The following is a 26,119-nucleotide window of genomic DNA, read 5'->3' on the forward strand; positions in this document are numbered from 1 at the left end:
ATGGCCGACGAGAACAACACGCCCGCCGGCGCACCGGCAGAGGCTTCGGCTCCGACCAACGACGCTCCGCAGTCCGGCGGCTATGCCGGCGGTGGTCGCGGTCGCGGCGGTCCCGGCGGCGGCGGTGGTCGCGGTCGTGGCCCGGGTGGCCCCGGCGGCAATCGCGGCGGTCGTGACGGCGGCCGCGGTCGCGACAACCGTGGCGGCCCGCGCGGCGCCGACGATGGCGGCGAAGAGCTGATCGAGAAGCTGGTCCACATCAACCGCGTCTCGAAGACGGTGAAGGGCGGCAAGCGCTTCGGTTTCGCGGCGCTGGTCGTCGTGGGCGACGGCAAGGGCCGTGTCGGCTTCGGTCATGGCAAGGCGCGCGAAGTGCCGGAAGCCATCTCGAAGGCGACGGCTGCCGCGAAGAAGGCGATGGTCCGCGTGCCGCTGAAGGACGGTCGCACGCTGCATCATGACGGCAACGGTCACTTCGGTGCCGGTCGCGTGACGATCCGGACGGCGCCTGCCGGTACCGGCATCATCGCCGGCGGTCCGATGCGCGCCATCTTCGAATCGCTCGGTGTCCATGACGTCGTGACGAAGTCGGTCGGCACGTCGAACCCGTACAACATGATCCGGGCTACGTTCGAGGCTCTGACCGAGCAGACCAGCCCCAAGTCGGTCGCGCAGCGTCGCGGCAAGAAGATCGCCGACCTGCTCGGCCGTGGTGGTTCGCAGACCGCCGAGGCCGATGCCGCAGCGATCGCGGAGTAAGACAGATGGCAACCATCAAGATCAAGCAGATCGGCTCGCCGATCCGCCGCACCAAGGATCAGCGCGCGACGCTGATCGGCCTGGGCCTCAACAAGATGCACCGGGTTTCGGAGCTTGAGGATACCCCCGAAGTCCGGGGCATGATCCGCAAGCTGCCGCACATGGTGGAAGTGGTCGAGGGCTGAACGCCCTGCTGCCACGTGACAAATGCGGGGAAGGGGGCTAACGGCCCCCTTCTTCATTAATCAGCGCGAACATAGCGAAAGCGAGTGCCTACCCATGAAACTGAACGATCTCCGCGACAACGAAGGCGCCCGTCACCGCAGGATGCGGGTCGGCCGTGGTATCGGTTCCGGTAAGGGCAAGACTTCGGGCCGCGGCCAGAAGGGTCAGTCGAGCCGCGAGGGTGTCTCGATCAACGGCTTCGAGGGCGGCCAGATGCCGCTCCACATGCGGATCCCGAAGCGCGGCTTCAACAACATCCACGCCAAGGATTATGCCGAGGTGAACCTGGGCGCGATCCAGAAGGCGATCGACGCCGGTACCATCGACGCGAGCAAGCCGGTCGATCATGACACGCTGAAGGCCGCTGGCCTGGCGCGTGGCGGCAAGGACGGCGTTCGCCTGCTGGCGAAGGGCGAGCTGACCGCGAAGCTGACGATGACCGTCGCCGGTGCGTCGAAGGGCGCGCGCGACGTGTTCGAGAAGCTGGGCGGCACGCTGACGATCCCGGAGATCGTCCCCGCCGCCGAGAAGGCGAAGGCCAAGCACCGCGTCGTCCAGAAGGCGAAGGCGGAGAAGAAGGCGTCGTTCAAGAACTGAGGCAGTCGGCTGCTTCCTAAGCCGTTCGTTTCAAGTAGGGATCGAGCCCCGTCGAGAGCCCGTATCGAGAAATTTCTCGATACGCCGTCTCGACAAGCTCGACGGCTACTCGAAACGAACGGATTGTATACACGGGGCACACCGCATCAGGTTAGACAAGCCGCTCCGGCCCCCTATATGAGCGGCGGGGGCGGGTGATCCCGCCAGTTACCGGGATACGAATCACATCATGGCATCCGCAGCCGACAACATGGCCTCCGGCCTGAACCTGTCGAAATTCGGTCAGGCGACCGATCTCAAAAAGCGCCTCTGGTTCACGCTCGGGGCGCTCATCGTGTTCCGCCTGCTGAGCTATGTGCCGCTGCCGGGGGTCGATCCGACCGCGCTCGGCCTGCTGGCCAACCAGACGCAAGGCGGCGTCCTCGATTTCTTCAACACCTTCTCGGGCGGCGCGCTGACGCGCATGTCGCTGATCGCGCTGGGCGTGATGCCCTATATCACCGCCTCGATCGTGGTACAGCTCGCAACCTCGCTGTCGCCGCAGCTCGCCGCGATCAAGAAGGAAGGTGAGAGCGGGCGCAAGAAGCTCAACCAGTATACCCGTTACGGCACGGTCGCGCTGACCGCGATCCAGGGCTGGTTCATCGCCGTCGGGCTCGAGGCCTTCGGCGCGAGCCAAGGCGTGCAGGCGGTGATCGAGCCCGGCATGGCGTTCCGCGTCGCCGCGGTCGTCTCGCTGATCGGCGGCACGATGTTCCTGATGTGGATCGGCGAGCAGATCACCAGCCGCGGCATCGGCAACGGCATTTCGCTGATCATCATGGCGGGCATCGTGGCGCATCTGCCCAAGACGCTGGTGCAGCTGTTCGAAGGCGGGCGCACCGGCACGATGGGTGCGGGCACGCTGATCGGTATCATCGTCGCGGTCGTCGGCCTGATCCTGCTGATCTGCTTCATGGAGCGCGCCCAGCGCCGCATCCTGATCCAATATCCCAAGCGCCAGACAGCGCGCGGCGTCCAGGCCGAGCGCAGCCACCTGCCGCTGAAGCTGAACACCGCCGGCGTCATCCCGCCGATCTTCGCCTCGTCGCTGCTGCTGCTGCCGCTGACGATCACCCAGTTCGCAGGGCAAGCCGCGGCGGGGGAGAGCAAGTGGGGCGATTTCGTCATCAGCCTCAACCAGTATCTCCAGCACGGCTCGCCCGTGTACATGGCGCTCTACGGCCTCGGCATCATCTTCTTCTGCTTCTTCTACACCGCGGTCGTGTTCAACCCGGAGGAGACGGCGGACAATCTGAAGCGGTACGGCGGGTTCATCCCCGGCATCCGCCCGGGCAAGAACACCGAGGCGTATTTCGATTACGTGCTGACGCGCATCACCGTCATCGGTGCGGCGTATCTGACTGTGATCTGCCTGCTGCCCGAGTATCTGGTCTCGGCGTTGTCGATCCCGTTCTACCTTGGTGGGACTAGCCTTTTGATCGTGGTCAATGTCACGATGGATACGGTAACGCAGATCCAGTCGCACCTGCTGGCGCACCAGTACGGCGACCTCATCAAGAAGGCGAAGCTGAAGGGCGGACGTCTCCGCTAAGCCACTCGACTGTGACTGCGACTTTGGGGAGCGCCGCGACGTGAACATCATCCTCCTTGGCCCTCCGGGTGCCGGCAAGGGTACCCAGGCCAGCCGTCTGGAGGCGGATCGCGGCATGGTGCAGCTGTCCACCGGCGACATGCTGCGCGCTGCGGTGAAGGCGGGTACGCCGGTCGGGCTGAAGGCAAAGGCGGTGATGGAGGCGGGCGAGCTCGTCTCCGACGCGATCGTCTCGGCGCTGATTGGCGAGCGGCTCGACATGGCCGATACCACGTCGGGCGCGATCTTCGACGGCTATCCGCGCACCGCGGCGCAGGCCGACGCACTAGACTTGCTGCTCTCGGAGCGCGGGCGCACGCTCGACGCGGTGATCGAGCTGGCGGTGGACGAAGAGGCGCTGGTCGATCGGATCACCGGGCGCTTCACCTGCGCGAAGTGCGGCGCGGGCTATCACGACCGCTACAAGCAGCCCGCGGTCGAGGGCGTCTGCGACGTCTGTGGATCGACCGACTTCAAGCGCCGCCCCGACGACAATGCCGAGACGGTGCGCACGCGGATGGCCGAGTATCGGGCCAAGACCGCGCCGATCCTGCCGATCTACGAAGCCCGCGGCATCGTCCACCGCGTCGACGGCATGGCCGACATCGCGCATGTGACCGCGGCGATCGAGGCGGTGCTGGCCGGCGTCGCCTGACGATGCGCGCGGTTGCCGGCTGAACGGCGCGCGGGCATGGACGGGCTGAGCGCATTCGGACTGTTCGCGGTCGGCATGATGCTGGTCTGCTACATGCTGGAGGCGCGGTCGCACTGGTGGACGCTGGCGTTCGCCCTCGGCTGCCTGCTGGGATCGGCCTATGGTTTCCTGCAGGGCGCCTGGCCGTTCGGTCTGGTGGAACTGGCATGGGCGGGCGTCGCGGTGGCGAAGTGGATGCGACGCCGTTCGGGCGCACCGACCGCTTGACTCGCGTAATCCGCGCGCCTAACTGACCGTCATTCCGAAACCCCGGTTGCCCGGCGGCGCTCGTCTGCGCTCGCCGCTGTCGTGCGTTTCGGATGGCAACGCTATGAGATGGGTCTGTGCAGCCATGCCGGGCCCGTGGAGCTGGGAGAAAATCTTCATGGCACGTATTGCGGGCGTCAATATCCCGACCAACAAGCGCGTTATCATCGCGCTTCAGTATATCCACGGCATCGGCGCGTCGAAGGCCGCCGAGATCGTCGAGAAGCTGGGCATCGCGACCGAGCGTCGCGTGCAGGACCTGACCGATCAGGAAGTGCTGCAGATCCGCGAGACCATCGACGCCGGCTACCGCGTCGAGGGCGACCTGCGTCGCGAGACCGCGATGAACATCAAGCGCCTGATGGACCTGGCCTGCTACCGCGGCCTGCGTCATCGCAAGGGGCTGCCGGTTCGCGGCCAGCGCACGCACACCAATGCGCGCACCCGCAAGGGCAAGGCCAAGCCGATCGCCGGCAAGAAGAAGTAAGCGCGGGGCGCTTACTTCTCCGCCGGAGGCAGGCAAGAGGCTGACAGCCCGTCGCTCTCCGGACCTAACGGCATCTTGAGATTCAGGTCAGGAACACCACATGGCACAAGCACCGCAGCGTATTCGCCGTCGCGAACGCAAGAACATCACCGCCGGCGTCGCGCACGTGAACGCCAGCTTCAACAACACCATGATCACGATCACCGACGCGCAGGGCAATGCCATCAGCTGGTCGTCGGCCGGCATGATGGGCTTCAAGGGCTCGCGCAAGTCGACCCCGTACGCGGCGCAGGTTGCAGCCGAAGACGCGGGCAAGAAGGCCGCCGAGCACGGCGTTCGCACGCTCGAGGTCGAGGTCAAGGGTCCGGGTTCGGGCCGCGAATCGGCGCTGCGCGCGCTGCAGGCGGTCGGTTTCCAGATCACCTCGATCCGCGACGTGACCTCGATCCCGCACAACGGCGTGCGCCCGTCGAAGCGTCGCCGCGTCTGATTTTCGACTGGCCCGCGCGCGGTTGATCGCGCCGCGCGGGCACGTTTCTCAATGGTTGCGGCCCGATCAGCCGCGACCCAAAAGCAAGGGGTAGCCCGTGTCCGTCAACGCAAAGAATTGGCAGGAACTGAAGAAGCCCAACGGCCTCGAGAAGAAGGGCGGCGATGGCAAGCGTAAGTCGACCTTCGTGGCCGAACCGCTGGAGCGTGGTTTCGGCCTGACGCTCGGCAACGCACTGCGTCGCGTGCTGCTGTCGTCGCTGCAGGGCGCCGCCGTCACCTCGATCAAGATCGAGAACGTGCTGCACGAATTCTCGTCGCTGGCCGGCGTCCGCGAGGACGTGACCGACATCGTCCTGAACGTGAAGCAGGTCGCGATCCGCATGACCGGCGAGGGGCCGAAGCGCCTCCAGCTGTCGGCGACCGGCCCTGGTGAAGTGAAGGCCGGCGACATCGCCGTATCGGGCGACATCGAGATCATGAACCCGTCGCTGGTGCTGTGCCACCTGGACGACGGCGCGACGCTGAACATGGAACTGACCGCCGATACGGGCAAGGGCTATGTCCCCGCTGCGAACAACCGTCCGGCCGATGCGCCGATCGGCCTGATCCCGGTCGACGCGCTGTATTCGCCGGTACGCCAGGTGTCGTACAAGGTCGACCCGACCCGCGTCGGTCAGGACCTGGATTACGACAAGCTGACGCTGCAGGTCGAAACCGACGGCACGATCACGCCCGAGGACGCGGTGGCCTATGCCGGTCGCATCCTGCAGGACCAGCTCGCGCTGTTCGTGCACTTCGACGATTCGAGCGTGACCCGTTCGGCGCCGATCGGCGTGGCGGCTCCCTCGGCTCAGCCCGAGGCGACCGGCGACACCGCGACGATCAACCGCTTCCTCCTCAAGAAGGTGGACGAGCTGGAGCTGTCGGTGCGTTCGGCGAACTGCCTGAAGAACGACAACATTATCTACATCGGCGATCTGGTCCAGAAGACCGAAGCCGAGATGCTGCGCACCCCGAACTTCGGCCGCAAGTCCTTGAACGAGATCAAGGAAGTGCTGTCGTCGATGGGCCTGCGCCTGGGCATGGAAATCCCGGGCTGGCCGCCTGAGAACATCGAAGAGATGGCGAAGCGGCTCGAGCAGGAAATTCTCGGCTGATCGCAGACGATTAGCGCAAGCTAATCGGCGTCGCGGCGATCAGCACGGCCGGCGGGCGCAGCCCGACCGACGACATCGGCTTTGCCGCTGTCAGGCTGTCCTGAGCGCCTGCCTTGGCAGGCAGTCGAAGGGTGGCATTGCCGCGGCGAGCACAGCGTTACTGGACCCCGGCCTTCGCCGGGGTGACGGTTTATTTGGGTGGGCCACCGTCCCCACCTGGTCTGGGGTTTCCGTGAAACGGCCCCTTAACGAACGAAGGAAAATACCATGCGCCATCGCGTAGGCGGCCGTAAGCTTCAGCGGACTTCGGCTCACCGCACCGCCCTGTTCCGCAACATGTCGGCGGCACTCATCAAGCACGAGCAGATCACGACCACCCTCGCCAAGGCGAAGGAGCTGCGTCCGTATATCGAGAAGCTCATCACGCTGGCGAAGAAGGGAGGCCTGTCGAACCGTCGCCTGGCGCATGCCCGCCTGCTCGACGATGTGCAGCTGCAGAAGCTGTTCGATACGCTGGCCGGGCGCTACGCCGACCGCAACGGCGGCTACACCCGCGTCATCAAGGCCGGCATCCGCGCGTCGGACGCCTCGCCGATGGCGATCATCGAATTCGTGGACCGCGACGTCAGCGCCAAGGGCCAGAATTCGGGCCCGGTGATGTCGGACGCCGACTACGACGACGCCTGATCGTCCCGCCCGCTGCCGCGTTGCGGCAGTTGGCAGGATTTCGGACTTGAGAAGAAGGCCGGCCCGGATAGGGTGCGGCCTTCTTTTTCGTTTCCGGAGAAACCCGATGGCTGTCCGTGCGCTCGTCGCTGCCCTGTTCGTCGCCACCGCGCCCGTCGCCGCCTTTGCGCAGGATGCCATGCCCAAGATGACCTATCCCGCCACCGAGCGCGGCACCCAGATCGACGAACAGTTCGGCGTGAAGGTCGCCGATCCGTATCGCTGGCTCGAAAACGACGTCCGCACCAATCCCAAGGTGGCTGCCTGGGTGGCCGAGCAGAACAAGGTGACCAACGCCTATCTGTCGACTCTGCCGGGACGCGAAATCTTCAAAAACCGGATGCGCCAGCTGTACGATTACGAGCGGTTCGGCCTGCCGGTGAAGAAGGGTGGCAAGTATTTCTACAGCCGCAACTCGGGACTTCAGAACCAGTCGGTCCTCTACGTCCGCGACACGCTGAACGGCCCGGGCCGCGTGCTGATCGATCCCAACGCATGGGCGAAGGACGGCGCGACCGCGCTCGGCGGCTATGCCGCGTCGGATGACGGCACGAAGCTGCTCTATTCGATCCAGGATGGCGGCACCGACTGGCGGACCCTGAAGGTGATGGACATCGCCACCGGCAAGGATACCGGCGACCAGCTGGAATGGGTGCGGGGCCTGGGTGACTGGACGAAGGACGGGTCGGGTTTCTTCTACACGCGTTTCCCGGAGCCGCCGGCGGGGCAGAAATACCAGGCACTGACGCTCAATTCGACGGTCTATTACCACAAGCTCGGCACGCCCCAGTCCGCCGACCGTCTGGTCTATGCGACGCCCGACCTGCCCAAGCGCGGCCATTATGCGAGCGTCACCGACGACGGCCGCTACCTGCTGATCTACACCAGCGAGGGTACCGACAACCGCAACGAGCTGACGCTGATCGACCTGAAGTCGAGCGACTGGAAGCCGCGCAAGCTGATTTCCGGCCTCGACAATGAATGGTCGGTGGTCGGCAACGTCGGCACGAAATTCTACGTCCAGACCAACAAGGACGCGCCGCGCAACCGCATCGTGACGCTCGACGTGGCGCAGGCGAATCCGCAACCGGTGCAGGTAGTGGCCGAGGACAAGGCCGTGCTCGACGGCAGCGGGATCGTCGGGGGCGTGCTGGTCGCGCAATATATGGTCGACGTGAAGAGCGAAGTGCGGCGCTACGGCCTGGACGGCAAGTTGATCGGCAAGGTCGCGCTGCCGGGTATCGGCTCCGCAGGCGGGTTCGGGGGCAAGCCCGACGACGCCGAAACCTTCTTCGCCTTCACCAGCTTCGCGACGCCCTCGACCATCTATCGCTACGATGTGAAGACCGGGCAGGCGAGCGTGTGGGCAGCGCCGAAGGTCGCGTTCGATCCGGCCAATTATGAGGTGAAACAGGTCTTCTATCCGTCGAAGGACGGCACGAAGATCCCGATGTTCATCGTTCACAAAAAGGGGCTGAAGGGCCCGGCGCCGACGATCCTGTACGGTTATGGCGGGTTCAATGTGTCGTTAACCCCCAGCTTCTCGGCGACGCGCGTCGCGTGGATGGAGCAGGGCGGGGTGATCGCCCAGCCGAACCTGCGCGGCGGCGGCGAATACGGGAAGGCGTGGCACGACGCCGGGCGTCTGCAGAACAAGCAAAACGTGTTCGACGACATGATCGCGGCGGCGGAGTATCTCGACAAGGCAGGGATTTCGTCACCGCAGAAAACGGTGATCCAGGGCGGGTCGAACGGCGGTCTCCTGGTCGGCGCGGTCATCAACCAGCGCCCCGACCTGTTCGCCGCGGCGCTGCCGGCGGTGGGCGTGATGGACATGACCCGCTTCGACCGCTGGACCGCGGGGCGGTACTGGGTCGATGATTACGGCTATCCGTCGAAGGAGGCCGATTTCCGCGCGCTCATCAAATATTCGCCCTATCACAACGTGCAGGCGGGCAAGGCCTATCCGGCGATCCTGGCGACGACCGCCGACACCGACGACCGCGTGGTGCCGGGCCACACCTTCAAATATACCGCGGCGATTCAGGCCGCCGACATCGGGCCCAAGCCGCACCTCGTCCGCATCGAAACTCGCGCCGGCCACGGTTCGGGCAAGCCCACCGACAAGATCATCGAGGAAGCCGCCGACCTGTGGGCATTCTCGGCGAAATGGACGGGGATGACGGTCAGCCCGACCGCCCGCTGATCGTGCGCCTCGGCCTGTCGCTGCCCGTTCAGGCGACGGCGGGCCAGAGGTGGATGTGGCTCAGGTCGTGCGCGGCACGGACGCGGACGATTGCGGATGCCGCCGGGTGGAGCGGCGCCAGGAAGCGGTGGAAGCACACCATCCAGTGCGACTCGGAGCCGGCGCCGGGCCGATTTTCATAGGTCGCGGCGTCGTCGAGCTGGAAGCGAAGCCACAGCGCGACGCCGTCGACGGGTTCGCCGTCCGCCACGAAATCGACCGATGCCTGTGCCGCGCGCCACGGCCCCCCGCTTGACAGGTCGAAGGAGAACAGGTCGCGGGGCGGGCTGCGCAGCGTCAGATGCGGGCCGTCGGCATGGTACCGCTGCGGCACGGGGGCGAGCGCGGCGAAGGCGCTGAGGTCGAACCCCTCGATCGCGGTCATCCAACCGGTGTCCGCGCGGGCGTTGCTCGCCAGAGCCGCCACGATCTGCGCGCCGCAGGGCAGCACGCGCCCGCCGGGCCGCAACAGCCGGGCGACCGCATCCTCGGTCGCCGGCAAGACGCCTTCGCCGATGACGTCGTCGGAGAAGATTTCGCTGATGATGACATCGACGCGACCGCCCAGGTCGCGGTCGGCATCGAGCGCGGCGGAATTGACCGGCAGCACGGTCACGCGGTCGGTGAGGCCGTTGGCGGCGACGATCGTGGCCGCAACGTCCGCGACCGCCGGGTTCATTTCGCAGCTGTACACATGTCCGGCGCCCGCGCGCGCGGCGATCATCGCCAGCAGGCCAGACCCGCTGCCGATATCGAGTACCCGGTCGCCGGGCCGCACCACGCGGGCGATGGCATCGGCATACATGCGGTTGCGCGGCGCATCGCGCAGCATCGGCAGGTGGAATTTCGGCACGGCGCCCGCCAGCGGACGCTGCGTCAGCGCAGCGATCTCCACGTCGCCCGGCGCGAGCGCGCGCGCGGCGCGGGCGAGGGGGTACGCGCGGTCGCGGTGGCCCGCCGACTTCGCCGTTCGCGCCAGCCCGGCCAGCTTGCGCGCATCGCCCGCGGCGGCGCGCACCAGCCCCTCGAAGCCCGCGGATACCAGCCCGCGCACCGCCGCCCCGTCGTCGCCCATTCGAACCCCCTCGACCCTTCGCCGACCAGCCTAATGCGGGTGCGGGGCGCTGTCGCGCGCTTTACACGTCCGCGCCCGCTACCTACCGCGCGGGCATGACAGACCATCCCGATTCGATCCTGATCGTCGATTTCGGCAGCCAGGTGACCCAGCTGATCGCCCGCCGCGTGCGCGAGGCGGGGGTGTACAGCGAGATCGCCCCGTTCAATGCGGCCGCGGAAGCGTTCGAGCGGATGCAGCCGCGCGGCGTCATCCTGTCGGGCGGCCCCGCGTCGGTACTGGACGAAGGGAGCCCTCGCATCCCGCAGGCGATCCTGGACGCGGGCCTGCCGATGCTCGGCATCTGCTACGGCCAGCAGGCGCTGATGGCACAGCTGGGCGGCACGGTCGTAAAGGGCGATTCGGGCGAATTCGGCAGCGCCTTCATCGAGGTGGCCGACACGTGCAGCCTGTTCGACGGGCTGTGGGCCGAGGGCGAGACGCACCAGGTGTGGATGAGCCACGGGGACAAGGTAACGGCGCTCGCCCCCGGCTTCCGCGTCGTCGCGATGTCGGCGGGTGCGCCCAATGCAGTGATCGCCGACGACGCGCGCCGCATCTATGCGATGCAGTTCCATCCCGAGGTCGTCCACACGCCCGACGGCGCCCGGCTGATCGCCAATTTCGCGCGGCATGTCGTCGGCCTGGCTGGCGACTGGACAATGGCCGAATTCCGCGCGACCAAGATCGCCGAAATCCGCGAGCAGGTCGGCACGGGCCGCGTCATCTGCGGCCTGTCGGGCGGGGTCGATTCGGCGGTCGCCGCCGTGTTGATCCACGAGGCGATCGGCGAGCAGCTGACGTGCGTGTTCGTCGACCACGGCCTGATGCGCGCCGGGGAGGCCGATCAGGTCGTCAGCCTGTTCCGCGGTGCGTACAACATCCCGCTGATCCACGTTGACGTATCGACGCTGTTCCTGTCGGGCCTCGCGGGCATCACTGATCCGGAGGAAAAGCGGAAGTTCATCGGCAAGACCTTCATCGACGTGTTCGAGGATGAAGCGCGCAAGATCGGCGGCGCGGAATTCCTAGCGCAGGGGACGCTGTACCCGGACGTGATCGAAAGCGTCAGCTTCACCGGCGGGCCGTCGGTGACGATCAAGAGCCACCACAATGTCGGCGGCCTGCCCGAGCGGATGGACATGAAGCTGGTCGAGCCGCTGCGCGAGCTGTTCAAGGACGAGGTCCGCGAGCTCGGGCGCGAGCTGGGCCTGCCCGACATCTTCGTCGGGCGGCATCCGTTCCCGGGACCGGGCCTGGCCATCCGCATTCCCGGCGAAGTCACGCGCGAACGCTGTGATATCCTGCGCAAGGCCGACGCCATCTACCTCGAGGAAATCCGATCGGCCGGCCTGTACGACGCCATCTGGCAGGCGTTCGCGGTGCTGCTGCCGGTGCGGACGGTCGGCGTGATGGGCGACGGGCGCACCTACGACTATGTGCTGGCGCTGCGGGCGGTGACCTCGACCGACGGCATGACCGCGCAGGCGTTTGAGTTCCCCGGCGGTTTCCTGCCGCGCGTGTCCACGCGGATCGTCAACGAGGTGAAGGGCGTGAACCGCGTCACCTACGACTACACCTCGAAACCGCCGGGCACGATCGAGTGGGAGTGACGGCGGGCGACGATTGCGGGGTGCAGGGCGGCGGCCTTGCCGTCGCGCGCGCTGCCCCGCTGCACGCCTGCTTCGACTTCCGCTTCGCCTCGGACATCCCACTGGGGGAGCTCGCGCTGGCGGCGCCGGATGACGTGCGGGACGTGGTGACGATCCGCGTCGGGACGCTTCCGGACGAGCTGGCCGCCCCCGACTACGGGCTCGCGGTGGTGGGAGGAGACGTGCTGCTCTGCGTGCCGGACGTCGCGCGCTATCTGATCCGGGGCCGTAACGAGATCGTGGTCGCGCCGGTCGCCGGGGTGAGTGATGGGGCGGTGCGGCTGTTCCTGCTCGGCTCGGCGATCGGCATCCTTGCCTATCGCCGCGGTCTGCTGCCGCTGCATGCCAATGCGATCGTCGTGAATGGCGGCGCCTATGCCTTTGCCGGGCCGTCCGGCGCGGGGAAGTCGACGCTAGCGGCGCATTTTGCGGCGGCGGGGCACGAGGTGCTGTGCGACGACGTGTGCGCGCTGTCGTTCGCGCAGGACGGCCAGCCCTGCGCCTGGCCCGGCCTGCCGCGCGTCAAGCTGTGGGAGGATGCCGCGCGGTCGCTGGGGCATGATCCGGCGACGCTCGATCGGGTGGTCGATGGTCACCAGAAATTCCACGTGGCGATTCCCGCGGCGCATGCCGCACGGGCGCTGCCCCTGAAGCGCCTGTACGTCCTGTCACGCGCGGCGGATGGCGAAGCCGGCACGATCGCGCGGCTGACCGGAACGCAGGCGATGGCGGCGGTGATGGAGAACAGCTACCGCCACGAATATCTCCCGACGCTCGGGCTGACGACGTGGCATTTCCAGCGCGCGGCGGCGATGCTGGCCCATGTCGAGGTCTATGCCGTGTCGCGCGCCTGGGGCTTCGACGTGTTCGAGCGGGAGGCGCAACGGCTCGCCGCGCATGTGGCGGCGCGATGATCGACGCGGCGACCGCCCGCGATCGCGCCGCCGTGGTGGTGCTGTGGGAGGCGTGCGGCCTGACCCGCCCGTGGAACGACCCCGCCGCCGATTTCGACCGTGCGCAGGCGGGTGCGACATCGGCAGTGCTGGTCGCGCGCGGCGGGTCGGATATCACCGGCAGCGTGATGGTCGGCGACGACGGGCACCGCGGCTGGGTCTATTATCTCGCGGTGGCGCCGGATGCGCGGCGCGGCGGCGTCGGACGGGCGCTGATGGCCGCGGCGGAGGACTGGCTGCGGGCGCGGGGGTGCGTCAAGATCCAGCTGATGGTCCGCGGCGACAACGTCGCGGCGGCGGCCTTCTACGAATCCCTCGGCCTGGAGCCGCAGCCGGTCGCGACCTATGGGCGCTTCCTGAAGGACGAAGAATGACGATCCTCTACGGCATTCGCAACTGCGACACGGTGAAGAAGGCGCGGGCGTGGCTCGATGCGCACGGCATCGCCCACACTTTCCACGACTACAAGACTGCGGGTGTCGACCCCGATCGGCTGGCCGGCTGGGCGGACGCGGTCGGGTGGGAGGCGCTGCTCAACCGCGCGGGCACGACGTTCCGCAAGCTGGCCGAAGCCGACCGCGCCGATATCGACCGGGCGAAGGCGCTGGCGCTGATGGCGGCGTCTCCATCGCTCATCAAGCGACCGGTGGTCGAGCATGGCGGCGCGGTCCTGGTCGGGTTCAAGCCGGATCGCTACGCCGCCGCCTTTTCCTGAACCGCTGGCACATCCCCCGATAATCCTTTATCCTGTCGCCATAATATCTGGGGAGGGGTGTGCGATGGCGTCCTATCTTCGGCAAAAGCCGCCGGTGTGGTTCTGGATCGTCGCGATCGTGTTGCTGCTGTGGGGGGCCATGGGCTGTTATGCCTGCCTGCAGCAATTCCGGCTGGGCGCCGACGCGATGGGGCCGGCGGATGCCTATTACCGCACGCTCTATGCGACGCTCCCGGCGTGGTACAATTGGGTTTATGCGGTGGCGGTCGGCGCCGGCTTCCTCGGCGCGATCGCGCTGCTTATGCGATTGGCGACGGCGCGGCTGCTGTTCATCGTGTCGTTGATCGCGGTCGTCGTCCAGTTCGGCTGGCTGTTTGCAACTACCGACATGATCGCGGTGCGCGGCGCGGGGGCGACGGTACCGTTCCCGCTGTTCATCGTCGCGGTGGCGGCGTTCGCGATCTGGCTGTCGGGCCATGCGCGGCGCCGCGGCTGGATCGGCTAAGCTGGCGCTCTCCCGCCGGAGCGCGTAGGGCGGCGGCCATGTCCACGACCTTCACGATCGATACCTCGACCAGCCGCGCGACGCCGACCCCGGCGCCGATGAAGCGACTGACGATCCCCGCGATCCAGGGGCGAAAGGGCGGCGAGCCGATCGTCATGCTGACCGCCTATACCGCGCGGATGGCGCAGCTGCTCGATCCGCACTGCGACATGCTGCTGGTCGGCGACAGCCTGGGGCAGGTGATCTACGGTCTGCCGTCCACCCTGCCGGTAACGCTCGACATGATGTGCGCGCACGGGGCCGCGGTGGTCCGGGGCAGCTATCATTCTGTCGTCATCATCGACATGCCCTTCGGCAGCTACGAGGCGTCGCCGGAACAGGCGTTCGCCAGCGCCTCGCGGATCATGGCCGAAACCGGCGCGGCAGGCGTGAAGCTGGAGGGCGGGGAGGCGATGGCGCCGACCGTCGCCTTCCTGTCGGCGCGCGGCATCCCGGTATGCGGCCACGTCGGTTTGACGCCTCAGGCGGTGAACGCGCTCGGCGGCTACGGCGCACGCGGGCGCAGCAACGCCGAACACGCGAAAATCCTGTCCGACGCGCGCGCGATCGACGCCGCCGGCGCCTTTGCGATGGTGGTGGAGGGAGTGATGGAATCGCTTGCCAATGCGATCGTCGCAGAGGTCGGCTGTCCCGTCATCGGCATCGGCGCGTCGGCGGAGTGCGACGGGCAGGTTCTGGTGACTGAGGATATGCTCGGCCTGTTCGAGCGCACGCCGCGGTTCGTGAAGACCTACGGCGACATGGCTGGCCGCATTTCCGCCGCGGTCGCCGACTATGCGGGCGAAGTGCGCTCGCGCGCCTTTCCGGGCGACGCACAGGTCTATCGCCCCAAGGCGTGAGGCACTTTCGTTTCGCATCGCGCGCGGCTAAAGGCTGGCGCGACGAAAATTCCCCCGACAGCTTCGGAGTAACTGAGTTTTGGCGCTGACCCCGCAACCCAACGAAGCCTTCCTGCGCGAGGTGGACGAGGAACTGCGCAAGGACCAGGCGGTCGCGCTGTGGAAACGCTGGGGCAAGATCGCAATCGCGGTCGTGCTGGCGGCGCTGGCGGCGCTCGCCGGGTGGCTGTGGTGGCAGCAGCACCGCGTCAACGTCGCGGGCGAGCAGGGCGAACGCTTCAACCAGGCGATCGACGCGCTCGGTGCCGATCAGGATGCGAAGGCGCAGCCGATCCTGGCCGACCTCGCGAAGTCCGGCACGCAAGGCTATGCGGTGATGGCGGCCTTCACCGAGGCCGACCTGCTGCTCAAGAAGGACGATCTGAAGGGTGCCGCGGCGAAATTCGCGGGCATCGCGGGCGATACGGGCGTCGCGCAGCCGCTGCGCGACCTAGCGCTGGTGCGCCAGACATCGGCAGAATATGATACGCTGCAGCCGCAAGTCGTGATCGACCGGCTCCGCCCGCTGGCGGTGAAGGGCCAGCCGTGGTTCGGTTCGGCGGGTGAGATGACTGCGGTCGCGCATCTGCGCATGGGCCGGCGCGACCTGGCCGGGCGGATGTTCGGTGAGATCGCGGCGGACGAGCAGGTTCCGCAATCGATCCGTCAACGCGCGGTTCAGATGGCCGGTGTTCTGGGGGTCGACGCGGTCGACCAATCTGGGGAAAAGAAGGCGGGATGAGGAAGTTTGTAACGGCGACCGCGGCGCTTGCGCTGGCGGCGGGCCTTGGCGGGTGCGGTATCTTTAAGGGCGGCGGCACCAAGACGCCGGTGCTGGGCGACCGCGTGCCCATCCTGATGTCGGAAAATTCGATCGCGGTGGACAAGTCGCTGGCGGCGGTCGAGGTCGTGTTGCCTCCCGCGGCGGCGAACGCCGACTGGAACCAGCCGGGCGGCAACGAATCGAAGTCGATGGGCCATCTGGCGCTCGGCGCCTCGGTGGCGCAGGCGTGGCGCGTCGTAATCCCGGGCGGCGACCAGCGCGTGCGCCTCGCCGCTGCGCCGGTGATCGAGGGCGGCAAGCTGTTCGTCAGCGACACCAACGGCGCCGTGCATGCGTACGCCGCCGATACCGGTGCGGCGCTGTGGACGGCGCAGACCAGCAAGACCGGCGATGCCAACGCCCGCGCCCGCTTCGGCGGCGGCGTGAGTGCGGACGGCGGACGTGCCTTTGCGACCAACGGCCTGGGCGAAGTCGTCGCGTTCGACGCCGCGACCGGTGCCGAGGTGTGGCGCACGAAGCCCGGCGGCCCGCTGCGCGGTGCGCCGACGCTGTCGGACGGCAATGCCTATGTGCTGAGCCAGGACAACCAGCTGTTCGCGCTCAATCAGGCCGACGGCAGGGTGATCTGGACTCAGTCGGGCAGCCTGGAGACGCAGGGCGTGTTCGGCGTGGCCGCCCCCGCCGTGGCGCAGGGCACCGTGGTCGCGGGCTTCTCGTCGGGCGAGCTGAACGCCTATCGTTACGAGAACGGACGCACCCTGTGGGCCGACGCCCTGTCGCGGACCAGCACCGTCGCGTCGGTGTCCAGCCTGTCGGACATCGATGCCGAGCCGGTGATCGACCAGGGCCGCGCCTATGCCATCGGGCAGGGCGGTCGCATGGTTGCGCTCGACGTCACCACCGGCCAGCGTCTGTGGGAACAGAATCTCGCCGGCATCTCGACGCCGTGGGTGTCGGGTGAGTGGATCTTTGTCGTCACCGACGACGCACGCCTGATCTGTCTTTCGCGCGCCAGCGGGCAGGTCCGCTGGATCAGCCAGCTGCGCAAGTTCCGGGTCGAAAAGGAAAAGAACCCGAAGGATCCGGTGTCCTGGGTCGGCCCGGTGCTGGCCGGCGGACGGCTGTGGCTGGCCAATTCGCTCGGCCAGATCGCGTCGGTCTCGCCGACCGACGGGACCGTCGGCACGACTATCGAGACCAAGGGCAAGTTTGGCCTGTCGCCGGTCGTCGCCAACCAGACGCTATACATGCTGAGCGACGAGGGCGTGCTGACCGCCTACCGCTGATCCAAAGTCGCGCGCCGACAGGGCGCGCGACTTTTGTGGCGGGAGGCGCTAGGGGGGCGCCATGCCTCATCCTACCGTTGCCATTATCGGCCGTCCCAATGTCGGCAAGTCGACGCTGTTCAATCGCCTGGTCGGCAAACGGCTGGCGCTGGTCGACGATCAGCCCGGCGTGACGCGCGACCGGCGCGAGGGTGATGCCAACCTCCTCGGCCTCGAATTCCGCATCGTCGATACCGCCGGGTTCGAGGATCAGGACGTCGCGACGCTGCCCGGTCGGATGCGCGTGCAGACCGAGGCCGCGGTCGAGGATGCCGATGTCGCGCTGTTCATGGTCGATGCCCGCGCCGGGATCGTGCCGCTGGACGAGGAGATCGCCCGCTGGCTGCGCGTCACCTCCACCCCAGTGATCCTGGTCGCCAACAAGGCCGAGGGGCGGGCGGGCGAGACCGGCGTGATCGAGGCGATGGCGCTCGGCTTCGGCGATCCCATCCCGCTGTCGGCGGAGCATGGCGAGGGTGTGGTCGATCTGTTCGACGCGCTGCGCCCCTATGTCGACCGTGAGGACGGATCGCCCGAGGAGTCGGAGGAACAGGCCGAGGACGGGCCGCTGAAGCTCGCCATCGTCGGGCGCCCGAACGCGGGCAAATCGACGCTCATCAACCGGATGCTGGGGCAGGACCGGCTCATCACCGGGCCGGAAGCCGGCATCACCCGCGATTCGATCGCGATCGACTGGTCGTGGACCGACGGCGACGGCAACGAGCGCCCGGTTCGCCTGATCGACACCGCCGGCATGCGCAAGAAGGCGCGCGTGCAGGAAAAGCTGGAAAAGCTGTCGGTGATGGATGCCCTGCGCGCGATCGACTTCGCCGAGGTCATCGTGCTGCTGATCGACGCCACCCGCGGGCTGGAGGTGCAGGATCTGAAGATCGCCGACCGCGCGCTTCAGGAAGGGCGCGCCCTCGTCATCGCGCTCAACAAATGGGACGTCGCCGAAAATGCGTCGAGCCTGTTCAACGGCGTGAAGGGCGCGCTCGACGAGGGGCTGGCGCAGGTGAAAGGCGTGCCGCTGATGACCGTGTCGGGGGCGACCGGCAAGGGTATCGACCAGCTCATCAAGGTCGCGTTCGAGACGCGCGACGCCTGGTCGCGGCGGATTTCGACCGGCCAGCTCAACCGCTGGTTCGAACGCGCGATCGAGGCGAATCCGCCGCCCGCACCCGGCGGCAAGCGGATCAAGGCGCGTTACGTCACCCAGGTCAAATCGCGCCCGCCGAGCTTCGTGCTGTTCGGCACGCGCGTTGACCAGATCCCCGAAAGCTACCGCCGCTATCTGGTCAACAGCATGCGCAAGGAATTCGGATTCGGCGCGGTGCCGGTACGCCTGACGATGCGCGCGCCGAAAAATCCGTTCGACCACGACAAGAACTGAGGCGGGGCGTGATCCGGCTCGATACCCGCGGCATGCGCTGTCCGTGGCCGGCGCTGCGGCTGGCGCGGACGCTCAGGGAGGGTGCATCGGCGGTCGAGGTGCTGGCCGACGATCCGGTCGCACCGGGCGAGCTTGCGGCGGTGGCCGCGGCGCGGGGCCTGTCCTTCGAAACGATGGCTCCGCACGTGTTTCGCATCGGGAACTGAAGCAATCTCAACACCCTGTTTACGCTTGTCGGCCTAAAGATACGGCGAAACCCGTACGGACGGGGCAAGCAGGGAATGGGGAATGCCGGGCTTGGATACGGGACAACCACTCATCGACTGGGCGGTGCTTTCCGCCGCGCGGATCGAACTGGGCGCCAATTTCGTCCGCATCCTCGGTTACTTCCGTGAGGATGGCGAAAAGTCGGTGGCCGCGATCGAGGCGGCGATGCGCAGCGGTTCGGCAGCGGCACTGGTGTTGCCCGCGCACACGCTGAAGGGCGAATCGCGTCAATTCGGTGCCGAAGTGCTGGCCGCGTCGGCCGAAGCGATCGAGGTGATCGCGCGCGATTGCGTGGAAAGCCGCGATGCGCCCGCGGACGCGTTGCAGCATGTCGTCGGCCTGCGCGCGCTGTTCGACCAGACGCTGATCCTGCTGGAACAGGAAACCAACCCGCTGGTCGAGCGCCGGCCCGCCGCCTTCGGACGCCGCAGCCTCTGACGCTGCGGCGCATCGTTCAGGCGTCGGCTTCGCTTTCCGAATTGAGCTGGATGTAATTGGCGATCCCCATCCGCTCGATCATCTCGAACTGACGCTCGAGCGTATCGACATGCTCTTCCTCGCTGTCGAGGATGCGGCGGAACAGGTCGCGGCTGACATAGTCGCGCACGCTTTCGCAATGCTCGATCGCGTTCTTCAGCTGGGCGACCGCCTCATATTCCAGCTCCAGGTCGCCGCGGATCGCTTCCTCGACGGTCTCGCCGACGCGCAGGCGCCCGAGCAGCTGGAAATTGGGCAGGCCGTCGAGGAACAGTATGCGCTCCGCCACCCAATCGGCGTGCTTCATCTCGTCGATCGATTCCTCGCGCTCGAACTTGGCGAGTTTCTTGACGCCCCAGTGATCGAACAGGCGGTAGTGCAACCAATATTGGTTGATCGCGGTCAGCTCGTTGCGGAGCGTCTCGTTCAGATATTCGATGACTTTCGCATCGCCCTTCATGGCTGTTCCCCGTGTTCTCTGTCAGGCAGAGCGATAGCGCGAATGGCGCGGTCGGAACAGTATGAAAATGGCGGAATTCTGCGGATTTCTGGCCTTGCGAATGCTACGCAGCCGCGCGTTCCGCGTCGATGATGGCGCGCGCGAAGGGCACGCACTGTCCGCATTTGGCCTGGCAGCCGAGCGACCGGTACGCCTGGCACGCACTCATTGCGCCGTCGCGGGCGGCGGCGCGCACATCGCGCTCTCGGATCGCATTGCAAACGCAGACAACCATAGGAATCCCTCACGCTCTGCGCATCATGTACCGCTAGTGAGAGTGATTCGCAAACACTATTGCGGATGCCTCGCAATAACTGCCGTCGTGACTTCGCGGGACTGGCGGCAGGGACTGGGGTCGGCGATATGCGTCGAACGCGTTGCTCCGGAGTCGCGCGCGCTCTACGGAACGGGGCAAGGGCGACGAAACGGGGCGATGACGATGCGGCTGATGACGATTGTGGCGACGGCGGTGGTGCTGAGCGCCTGTTCGGGGCGGATCGTGCCGCCTACCGTCGGTACCGGCGTGCCGGCAGCGAGCGACCGTCCGGCGACCTCGGCGGTGCATCCCTCGACCAATGTCGCGGTGCGGCGCCCGACCGCCGCGACGCCGATCGCACCGATCGCGACCGCGCCGACGCCTGCCGGAGTGACGACGGCGGCGGCGGCGGGCGTGCTGGCCGGGCCGCCGGTCGCGTCGCTGCCGATGACGCGTGAGGATGCCGCGGTGGCGCTCGCCGCGTTCCGCACCTCCTGCCCGGGCCTGACGAAGCGCGCCGATGTGTCGGGGCTGACCCGCCCCGCCGACTGGCAGCCGGCGTGCGACGCCGCGCGCGCGACGGGCGACGGCGGTGCCCCTGCGTTCTTCGCGCGCTGGCTGGAGGCGGTGCAGATCGGCGACGGCAAGGCGTTCGCGACCGGATATTACGAGCCTGAGATTGCCGGCTCGCGGACGCGGGGCGGGGCGTATCAGACCCCGATCTACGCCCGCCCGCGCGATCTGGTCGAAGTCGACCTCGGCCTGTTCGCGACCGACCTGAAGGGCAAGAAGATCCGCGGCAAGGTGTCGGGCAACAGCTTCGTCCCTTATGACGACCGCACCGCCATCGAGCAGGGGGCGCTCGACGGGCGCGCGCCGGTGCTGGCGTGGGCGGCGGACCCGGTCGAGATATTCTTCCTGCAGATCCAGGGATCGGGCCGCCTGCGCCTGCCCGACGGCAATGTCATGCGGATTGGCTACGACACGCAGAACGGGCGCGAATACACCGGCATCGGCGCGCTTATGCGCCAGCGCGGGCTGCTCCAGCCGGGGCAGACGTCGATGCAGGGGCTGATGGGCTATCTGCGCGCCAACCCAGAGGAAGGCCGCGCGATCATGCGCGAGAACAAGAGCTTCGTCTTCTTCCGCGAACTGACGGGCGCCGGGCCGCTCGGGGCGATGGGCTATCCGGTCACCGGCGGCGGGACCGTGGCGGTCGACGTGAAGTTCGTGCCGCTGGGCGCGCCGGTGCTGCTGTCGATGGACCGCGCCGATGCCAACGGCATCTGGGTGGCGCAGGATACCGGCGGCGCGATCAAGGGCGCCAACCGCTTCGATACCTTCTGGGGCGCGGGGGACGATGCCCGCGCGATCGCCGGTGGCATGGCCGCGCGAGGCACCGCATTCCTGCTGCTGCCGATCGGGACGGCCGCGCGGCTGACGTCGGGGGCGGCATATGGCGGACCGGCGACTAAGCCCTGACGAGGCCGCGCTGTGGCGGCGCGTGATGGCAAGCGTTCGCCCGATCGAGGGCCGCGCACCGCCGGCCGCCGTGGCCGCCCCCGCCACGCAGCGCGCGCACGCCGTCACCCTCTCCGCTGTACCGCAGCCGGCACCGCCGCGGCCACATCGCCCCGTGGCGCCCGGCGTGACGCTCGATGGCGGCTGGGATCGGCGACTGTCGCGCGGGATGGTCGCGCCCGACCGCACGATCGACCTGCACGGCCATACGCTCCAGTCGGCCTATAGCCTGCTCGACCACGCGCTCGACCGTGCGATCCGCGACGGCAGCCGCGTGATCCTGCTGGTGACCGGCAAACCACCGCGCAAGGAATCCGAGCGGCCCCACGCCCGCGGTGCGATCCGGGCGGCAGTTGGCGACTGGCTGGCGGCATCGCGCCATGCCGACCGCATCGCCGCGGTCCGCGGCGCGCATCCGCGCCACGGCGGCACCGGCGCCCTGTATATCGTTCTGCGGCGCGACCGGCAGGCGCCTTAACCCTCTTCGTCCACGGCTTCCTAACCCTGCGACGCCATATCGGCGGGTCAGATGGCAGCGGTGCGTCGATGCGCCGCGCGAGGGGTGGGGCAAGCACGTCGAACGCATGAACGCAGTCTCGCTCAAAAGCAGAGCCGTGGCGTTCGCGCTGGGGGCGGGCATGATCGCGTTCGTGCTGGCGCTGGCGGCGACGTCGGCGGGGCGTCTCGACGCGCTGGGCGCCGCACATGCGCTGATCCCGGCGATCGTGTGCGCGGTAATGTGCTGGGCCTGCGCCGAACGCGCGCTCGCATCGACGGCGGCGGCGATCGATGCCGCGATCGCACGCCTGACGCAGGCCGCGAACGGCGACCTGGAAAGCGAGATTCCCGACGAGGTGGCCGCGGCGGTGCCCCCGCTTGCTGGCGCGATGACCGGTCTGTTCGGGCAGCTCCACACCCAGCTCGACATCGTTCAGCAGCTGGCGATGTTCGACCAGGTGACCGGCCTTGCCAACCGCACCAATTTCCGCCGCAGTGCCGAACGCGTGCTGGCGGCGATGCCGGGCGATGGCGCGGCGGCGATCTTCTTCATCGATCTCGACCGGTTCAAGGCGGTGAACGACACGCTGGGCCACGCGGTCGGCGATGCTCTGCTGGGCATGGTCGCCGACCGGCTGTGCGCGGTGGCCGAACGCTTCGCGCCGGCGGACGGCGCCGCACCGGCGGTGATCGGGCGGCTGGCCGGGGACGAATTCGCGATGCTCTTCCCCGCGGTCGGGTGCCCGACGGAGGCCACGCGGATCGGGCGCGGCATCCTGTTCGCGCTCAGCGAGCCGTTCGACCTGGTCGAGCAGGCGGTGTCGGTGGGCGCGTCGATCGGCATCGCGCTGCGCCCGCGCCACGGCCACGCACTGACCGACCTGATGCGCGCCGCCGACACCGCCATGTACCACGCCAAGGCGAGCGGGCGCGGCCGCGCGGAGCTGTTCAGCGAGGCGCTGGCGACCGAGATCGCGACCCGCAGCCAGCTGGAGACGGACCTGCGCGCCGCCATCGAGCGCGGCGAATTCGCACTTGTGTACCAGCCGCAGATCGCGCTGACCGGCAATCGGCTGGTCGCGGTGGAGGCGTTGCTGCGCTGGCGGCATCCGTCGGGCGCGCTGCGGTTGCCGGGCAGCTTCCTCCAGCGCGCGGAGGACACCGGCCTGATCGTCGATATCGGGGAATGGGTGATCGCGGCGGTCGCCGACACGATCCGGCGGTGGGGGCGAATGGGGATCGCGCAGCGGCTTGCCATCAACATCTCCGCCCGACAGCTCGATCACGGATCGTTCTTCAGGGGCTTGCGCAACGCCATGCGGGCCGCCGACGCGCCGGCGCACCTGTTGGAGCTGGAGATCACCGAAACGCTGGCGATGCAGTGTTCGCGCGAGGTGATCGACGCGATCGCCGCGCTGCGCGCCGACGGCGCGACGATCGCGATCGACGATTTCGGCACGGGATACTCGAACCTCGCTCGCCTGCGCGACCTGCCGGTGGACCGGGTGAAGATCGACCCCTGCCTGATCCGCGACATCGCCGAGGCCCACCACGCGCGCGTCATCGTGCAGGCGGTCATCGGCCTGATCCACGGCCTCGGCATGGAAGCGGTGGCGGAGGGGATCGAGACGCGCGCGCAGATCGACGTGCTTCGCGTGCTGGGCTGCGACGTGATCCAGGGGTTCGCCATCGCCGAACCGATGGACGAGGCGGCGTTCCTCGACTGGGCGCGGACCGAGCCGGCGCGAATTACCGCCTGATCGCGCGGGCGATGACCTCGGCATAGATTGCGGTCAGGGCGTGCAGGTCGGCGGTCGCCACCGCCTCGTCCAGCTTGTGCATCGTCGCGTTGACCAGACCGAATTCGACCGTGGGACAGACCGCCGACAGGAAACGCGCATCGGAGGTGCCGCCGGTGGTCGACAGCTCTGGGGTCAGCCCGGTGACATGCGTGATTGCTCCCGACACCAGCGCCGACAAATCGCCGGGCGGAGTCAGGAAAGCCTCTCCCGACACGATCCCGCGGACCCCGGCGCCGGGGGCGTGGCGATCGACGACCGCGCGGATGCGCGCGACGAGCGCCTCGCCCGACTGTTCGTCGTTGAACCGGATGCTCAGGCGCGCGCGGGCATGCGCGGGGATGACGTTGGTCGCCGGATTGCCGACGTCCAGGTCGGTGACCTCGATGTTCGACGGCTGGAACCAGGCATTGCCCTGGTCGAGGGCGATTGCGTCGATCTCCGCGAGGATCGCGACCAGACGCGGGATCGGATTGTCGGCAAGGTGGGGGTAGGCGACGTGGCCCTGACGCCCGGGGACGTCGATCCAGATGTTGACCGACCCGCGCCGTCCGATCTTCACCATGTCGCCGAGCCGCGTGGTCGAGGTCGGTTCGCCGACCAGGCACATGTCCGGGCGGATGCCGCGCGCGGCCATGCGATCGATCAGCGCGCGGGTGCCGTGGATCGCCGGGCCTTCCTCGTCGCCGGTGACGATCAGGCTGATCGTGCCGCTGTCGGGCGCCGTCGCACACGCCGCGACGAAGGCGGCGATCGCGCCCTTCATGTCGACGGCGCCGCGCCCGTAGAGCAGGTCGCCGCGCACCTCCGCAACGAACGGATCGCCGGTCCAGCCGGCGCCGGGCGGCACGACGTCGAGGTGCCCGGCGAAGGCGAGGTGCGGCCCGCCCGATCCGCGCACCGCGAGCAGATTCTCGACCGGACCGTCGGGCGCCTCGCCGACCACGAAGCGATCGACCGCGAAGCCGAGCGGCACGATCGCCGCCTCCAGCACGTCGAACACGCCCCCGCGCGCGGGCGTCACGCTTTCCTGCGTGATGAGCGCGCCCGCGAGCGCTACAACGTCGATCGACCCAGTCATGGAGAGGCGCATTGCCCAAGCTCGACCTCGACGCAATCCCGCAGACCAATGCGACCGGCTATCCGCCCGAATATGCCGGGCAGGTGCAGGGGCGGCATTATCGCCGGCTGGGACCGGCAGGCGGCTTGACCGAATATGGCGTCAGTCACGTCGTGCTCGATCCCGGCGCCTGGTCGGCGCACCGCCACTGGCATGAGGGCGAAGACGAGTTCGTGGTGATGCTGTCGGGCGAGGCGGTGCTGGTCGACGACAGCGGCGAGACGGCGATGCGCGCGGGCGACTGCGCGGCGTTTCCGATGGGCGATGGCAATGGCCACGTCCTCCAGAACCGCAGCGATGCGCCGTGCGTGTTCATCGCGGTCGGGCGGTCGGGCGATACCGATTGCCATTATCCCGACATCGACATGCACCTGTTCGCCGGAAAAGGCTTTCGGCGGAAGGACGGGTCCGCGTTCTGACACATCGACCGGGGGAGCGTTACGCGAGCGCCTTGCCCATCCGGATGAGCGGCACGCCGACGGGGCCGCTCTCATCCACGATCCGCTCGATTTCGGCATAGCCCGCCGCGCTGTACAGCGGCTCCCCGGCCAGTGTCGCCATCAGTTCCGCGCGTCTGAAGCCCTCGACTGCGGCGGCGGCCTCGCAGGCGGATAGGATCGCCCGCCCGATCCCGCGGCGGACGTGGTCGGGATCGGTGTACATCGCCCGCACGCGCGCGGCCTCGCTGGCGGGATCGAGCAGGCGCGGTTCGCGCAAGCCTGCGCTGTGGTCGCCGCCGTAGAGCGTGGCGCGCCGGCTCCACCCGCCGCAGCCGGCGATCCGGTCGCCCGTCTCGACCACGAAATAGGTGCCGTCCGCGATCAGCTGCGTGTCGAGGCCCATGACCAGCCGGCTCGCCGCGACCTGGTCGGCGGACAGATAGCTCGACTGCAACGCATCGATCGCGCGCGCCATCAGCCGCCTGAGCGCGGGCAGGTCCGCCGCGGTCGCCGGGCGCAGTTCGTGCATCAAATCTCCATCCGGTATCAATCGACACGTCCCGCAGGCTCGGGTAAACGGG

At 68.0% G+C, this 26,119-nt stretch carries 31 protein-coding genes; 26 read left to right on the forward strand and 5 right to left on the reverse strand.

Translation table 11 applies throughout. The features are described from left to right. The 11 genes from rpsE to M9980_RS02680 all read left to right on the forward strand — a co-directional run bounded on the left by rpsE (position 1) and on the right by M9980_RS02680 (position 9,243). Positions 1-759, forward strand: a complete 759-nt coding sequence (rpsE, locus tag M9980_RS02630; RefSeq protein WP_250753046.1) for a 30S ribosomal protein S5 — start codon at positions 1-3, stop codon at positions 757-759. Positions 760-764: 5 nt separating this feature from the next. Next, positions 765-944 (forward strand): 50S ribosomal protein L30, encoded by a 180-nt coding sequence (rpmD, locus tag M9980_RS02635; RefSeq protein WP_250753048.1) that lies wholly within the window; start codon positions 765-767, stop codon positions 942-944. A 94-nt stretch (positions 945-1,038) separates the two neighbouring features. Beyond that, on the forward strand, positions 1,039-1,581 hold the full coding sequence (gene rplO / locus M9980_RS02640; RefSeq protein ID WP_250753050.1) for a 50S ribosomal protein L15: 543 nt from the start codon (positions 1,039-1,041) through the stop codon (positions 1,579-1,581). Between the two features lie 229 nt (positions 1,582-1,810). Further along, on the forward strand, positions 1,811-3,175 hold the full coding sequence (gene secY / locus M9980_RS02645; RefSeq protein ID WP_250753051.1) for a preprotein translocase subunit SecY: 1,365 nt from the start codon (positions 1,811-1,813) through the stop codon (positions 3,173-3,175). 40 nt (positions 3,176-3,215) lie between these two features. After that, positions 3,216-3,869 carry an adenylate kinase gene (locus M9980_RS02650; RefSeq protein ID WP_250753053.1) on the forward strand — a complete coding sequence of 218 codons (654 nt, stop codon included), beginning with the start codon at positions 3,216-3,218 and terminating at the stop codon, positions 3,867-3,869. 36 nt (positions 3,870-3,905) lie between these two features. Further along, the gene (locus M9980_RS02655; RefSeq protein WP_250753054.1) at positions 3,906-4,136 is read left to right on the forward strand and encodes a hypothetical protein; all 231 of its coding nucleotides are present in this window, start codon (positions 3,906-3,908) and stop codon (positions 4,134-4,136) included. Between the two features lie 157 nt (positions 4,137-4,293). Next, positions 4,294-4,662: a 30S ribosomal protein S13 gene (gene rpsM / locus M9980_RS02660; RefSeq protein WP_250753056.1), complete on the forward strand. Its 369-nt coding sequence runs from the start codon at positions 4,294-4,296 to the stop codon at positions 4,660-4,662. Between the two features lie 100 nt (positions 4,663-4,762). Beyond that, the gene (rpsK, locus tag M9980_RS02665; protein ID WP_019516037.1) at positions 4,763-5,152 is read left to right on the forward strand and encodes a 30S ribosomal protein S11; all 390 of its coding nucleotides are present in this window, start codon (positions 4,763-4,765) and stop codon (positions 5,150-5,152) included. Positions 5,153-5,249: 97 nt separating this feature from the next. Continuing rightward, positions 5,250-6,311 carry a DNA-directed RNA polymerase subunit alpha gene (locus M9980_RS02670; RefSeq protein ID WP_250753058.1) on the forward strand — a complete coding sequence of 354 codons (1,062 nt, stop codon included), beginning with the start codon at positions 5,250-5,252 and terminating at the stop codon, positions 6,309-6,311. Positions 6,312-6,578: 267 nt separating this feature from the next. Further along, on the forward strand, positions 6,579-6,998 hold the full coding sequence (gene rplQ, locus M9980_RS02675; RefSeq protein WP_250753060.1) for a 50S ribosomal protein L17: 420 nt from the start codon (positions 6,579-6,581) through the stop codon (positions 6,996-6,998). A 106-nt stretch (positions 6,999-7,104) separates the two neighbouring features. Continuing rightward, entirely contained in the window at positions 7,105-9,243 is a 2,139-nt protein-coding gene (locus tag M9980_RS02680; RefSeq protein WP_422921378.1) for a prolyl oligopeptidase family serine peptidase, read from the forward strand. 28 nt (positions 9,244-9,271) lie between these two features. Here the strand turns inward: M9980_RS02680 and M9980_RS02685 are convergent, their stop codons facing one another. Continuing rightward, positions 9,272-10,357 (reverse strand): class I SAM-dependent methyltransferase, encoded by a 1,086-nt coding sequence (locus M9980_RS02685; protein WP_250753063.1) that lies wholly within the window; start codon positions 10,355-10,357, stop codon positions 9,272-9,274. 95 nt (positions 10,358-10,452) lie between these two features. Here M9980_RS02685 and guaA point away from each other — a divergent pair, with 95 nt between their 5' ends. The 11 genes from guaA to M9980_RS02740 all read left to right on the forward strand — a co-directional run bounded on the left by guaA (position 10,453) and on the right by M9980_RS02740 (position 19,366). Continuing rightward, positions 10,453-12,009 carry a glutamine-hydrolyzing GMP synthase gene (gene guaA, locus M9980_RS02690; protein ID WP_250753066.1) on the forward strand — a complete coding sequence of 519 codons (1,557 nt, stop codon included), beginning with the start codon at positions 10,453-10,455 and terminating at the stop codon, positions 12,007-12,009. Then, positions 12,006-12,962, forward strand: a complete 957-nt coding sequence (locus M9980_RS02695; RefSeq protein WP_250753068.1) for a phosphoenolpyruvate carboxykinase (ATP) — start codon at positions 12,006-12,008, stop codon at positions 12,960-12,962. The genes guaA and M9980_RS02695 overlap by 4 nt, the downstream gene beginning before the upstream one ends. Next, complete coding sequence (locus M9980_RS02700; RefSeq protein WP_250753070.1) at positions 12,959-13,375, forward strand: GNAT family acetyltransferase; 417 nt, start codon at positions 12,959-12,961, stop codon at positions 13,373-13,375. The genes M9980_RS02695 and M9980_RS02700 overlap by 4 nt, the downstream gene beginning before the upstream one ends. Continuing rightward, positions 13,372-13,716: an ArsC family reductase gene (locus M9980_RS02705; RefSeq protein ID WP_250753072.1), complete on the forward strand. Its 345-nt coding sequence runs from the start codon at positions 13,372-13,374 to the stop codon at positions 13,714-13,716. Before M9980_RS02700 ends, M9980_RS02705 begins: the two co-directional genes overlap by 4 nt. 64 nt (positions 13,717-13,780) lie before the next feature. Beyond that, positions 13,781-14,221, forward strand: coding sequence for a hypothetical protein (locus tag M9980_RS02710; protein ID WP_250753073.1), 441 nt, complete (start codon positions 13,781-13,783; stop codon positions 14,219-14,221). 38 nt (positions 14,222-14,259) lie between these two features. Beyond that, positions 14,260-15,120, forward strand: a complete 861-nt coding sequence (gene panB / locus M9980_RS02715; RefSeq protein ID WP_250753074.1) for a 3-methyl-2-oxobutanoate hydroxymethyltransferase — start codon at positions 14,260-14,262, stop codon at positions 15,118-15,120. A 79-nt stretch (positions 15,121-15,199) separates the two neighbouring features. Continuing rightward, positions 15,200-15,901 carry a tetratricopeptide repeat protein gene (locus M9980_RS02720; RefSeq protein ID WP_250753075.1) on the forward strand — a complete coding sequence of 234 codons (702 nt, stop codon included), beginning with the start codon at positions 15,200-15,202 and terminating at the stop codon, positions 15,899-15,901. Then, positions 15,898-17,229: a PQQ-like beta-propeller repeat protein gene (locus M9980_RS02725; RefSeq protein WP_250753076.1), complete on the forward strand. Its 1,332-nt coding sequence runs from the start codon at positions 15,898-15,900 to the stop codon at positions 17,227-17,229. The genes M9980_RS02720 and M9980_RS02725 overlap by 4 nt, the downstream gene beginning before the upstream one ends. A 61-nt stretch (positions 17,230-17,290) precedes the next feature. Further along, positions 17,291-18,661 (forward strand): ribosome biogenesis GTPase Der, encoded by a 1,371-nt coding sequence (gene der, locus M9980_RS02730; protein ID WP_250753078.1) that lies wholly within the window; start codon positions 17,291-17,293, stop codon positions 18,659-18,661. An 8-nt stretch (positions 18,662-18,669) separates the two neighbouring features. Next, a complete protein-coding gene (locus M9980_RS02735) occupies positions 18,670-18,867 on the forward strand; it encodes a sulfurtransferase TusA family protein (RefSeq protein ID WP_340689109.1) in 198 nt (65 codons plus the stop codon). A 91-nt stretch (positions 18,868-18,958) separates the two neighbouring features. Continuing rightward, on the forward strand, positions 18,959-19,366 hold the full coding sequence (locus M9980_RS02740; RefSeq protein ID WP_250753080.1) for an Hpt domain-containing protein: 408 nt from the start codon (positions 18,959-18,961) through the stop codon (positions 19,364-19,366). A 16-nt stretch (positions 19,367-19,382) separates the two neighbouring features. Here the strand turns inward: M9980_RS02740 and bfr are convergent, their stop codons facing one another. Next, the gene (gene bfr / locus M9980_RS02745) at positions 19,383-19,865 is read right to left on the reverse strand and encodes a bacterioferritin (RefSeq protein WP_250753082.1); all 483 of its coding nucleotides are present in this window, start codon (positions 19,863-19,865) and stop codon (positions 19,383-19,385) included. 103 nt (positions 19,866-19,968) lie between these two features. Next, the gene (locus M9980_RS02750; RefSeq protein ID WP_250753085.1) at positions 19,969-20,139 is read right to left on the reverse strand and encodes a (2Fe-2S)-binding protein; all 171 of its coding nucleotides are present in this window, start codon (positions 20,137-20,139) and stop codon (positions 19,969-19,971) included. 198 nt (positions 20,140-20,337) lie between these two features. Between M9980_RS02750 and mltA the strand changes: the two genes are divergently transcribed. The 3 genes from mltA (at position 20,338) to M9980_RS02765 (ending at position 23,939) form a co-directional block, all read left to right on the forward strand. Beyond that, positions 20,338-21,642, forward strand: a complete 1,305-nt coding sequence (gene mltA, locus M9980_RS02755; RefSeq protein WP_250753087.1) for a murein transglycosylase A — start codon at positions 20,338-20,340, stop codon at positions 21,640-21,642. A 25-nt stretch (positions 21,643-21,667) separates the two neighbouring features. Then, on the forward strand, positions 21,668-22,159 hold the full coding sequence (locus M9980_RS02760) for a Smr/MutS family protein (RefSeq protein ID WP_250753091.1): 492 nt from the start codon (positions 21,668-21,670) through the stop codon (positions 22,157-22,159). Between the two features lie 106 nt (positions 22,160-22,265). Beyond that, positions 22,266-23,939 (forward strand): putative bifunctional diguanylate cyclase/phosphodiesterase, encoded by a 1,674-nt coding sequence (locus tag M9980_RS02765; protein ID WP_250753093.1) that lies wholly within the window; start codon positions 22,266-22,268, stop codon positions 23,937-23,939. Here the strand turns inward: M9980_RS02765 and dapE are convergent. Then, on the reverse strand, positions 23,929-25,059 hold the full coding sequence (gene dapE / locus M9980_RS02770) for a succinyl-diaminopimelate desuccinylase (protein WP_250753096.1): 1,131 nt from the start codon (positions 25,057-25,059) through the stop codon (positions 23,929-23,931). The two genes, M9980_RS02765 and dapE, sit on opposite strands and share 11 nt — an antisense overlap. An 11-nt stretch (positions 25,060-25,070) precedes the next feature. Here dapE and M9980_RS02775 point away from each other — a divergent pair, with 11 nt between their 5' ends. Beyond that, positions 25,071-25,517: a cupin domain-containing protein gene (locus M9980_RS02775; RefSeq protein ID WP_250753099.1), complete on the forward strand. Its 447-nt coding sequence runs from the start codon at positions 25,071-25,073 to the stop codon at positions 25,515-25,517. Positions 25,518-25,536: 19 nt separating this feature from the next. Here M9980_RS02775 and M9980_RS02780 read toward each other — a convergent pair whose 3' ends face one another. Next, positions 25,537-26,067 (reverse strand): GNAT family N-acetyltransferase, encoded by a 531-nt coding sequence (locus tag M9980_RS02780; RefSeq protein WP_250753102.1) that lies wholly within the window; start codon positions 26,065-26,067, stop codon positions 25,537-25,539. Between the last annotated feature and the right edge of the window lie 52 nt (positions 26,068-26,119).

Origin of the sequence: Sphingomonas donggukensis (genome assembly GCF_023674425.1) — a bacterium.
Taxonomy (GTDB): Bacteria; Pseudomonadota; Alphaproteobacteria; order Sphingomonadales; family Sphingomonadaceae; genus Sphingomonas; species Sphingomonas donggukensis.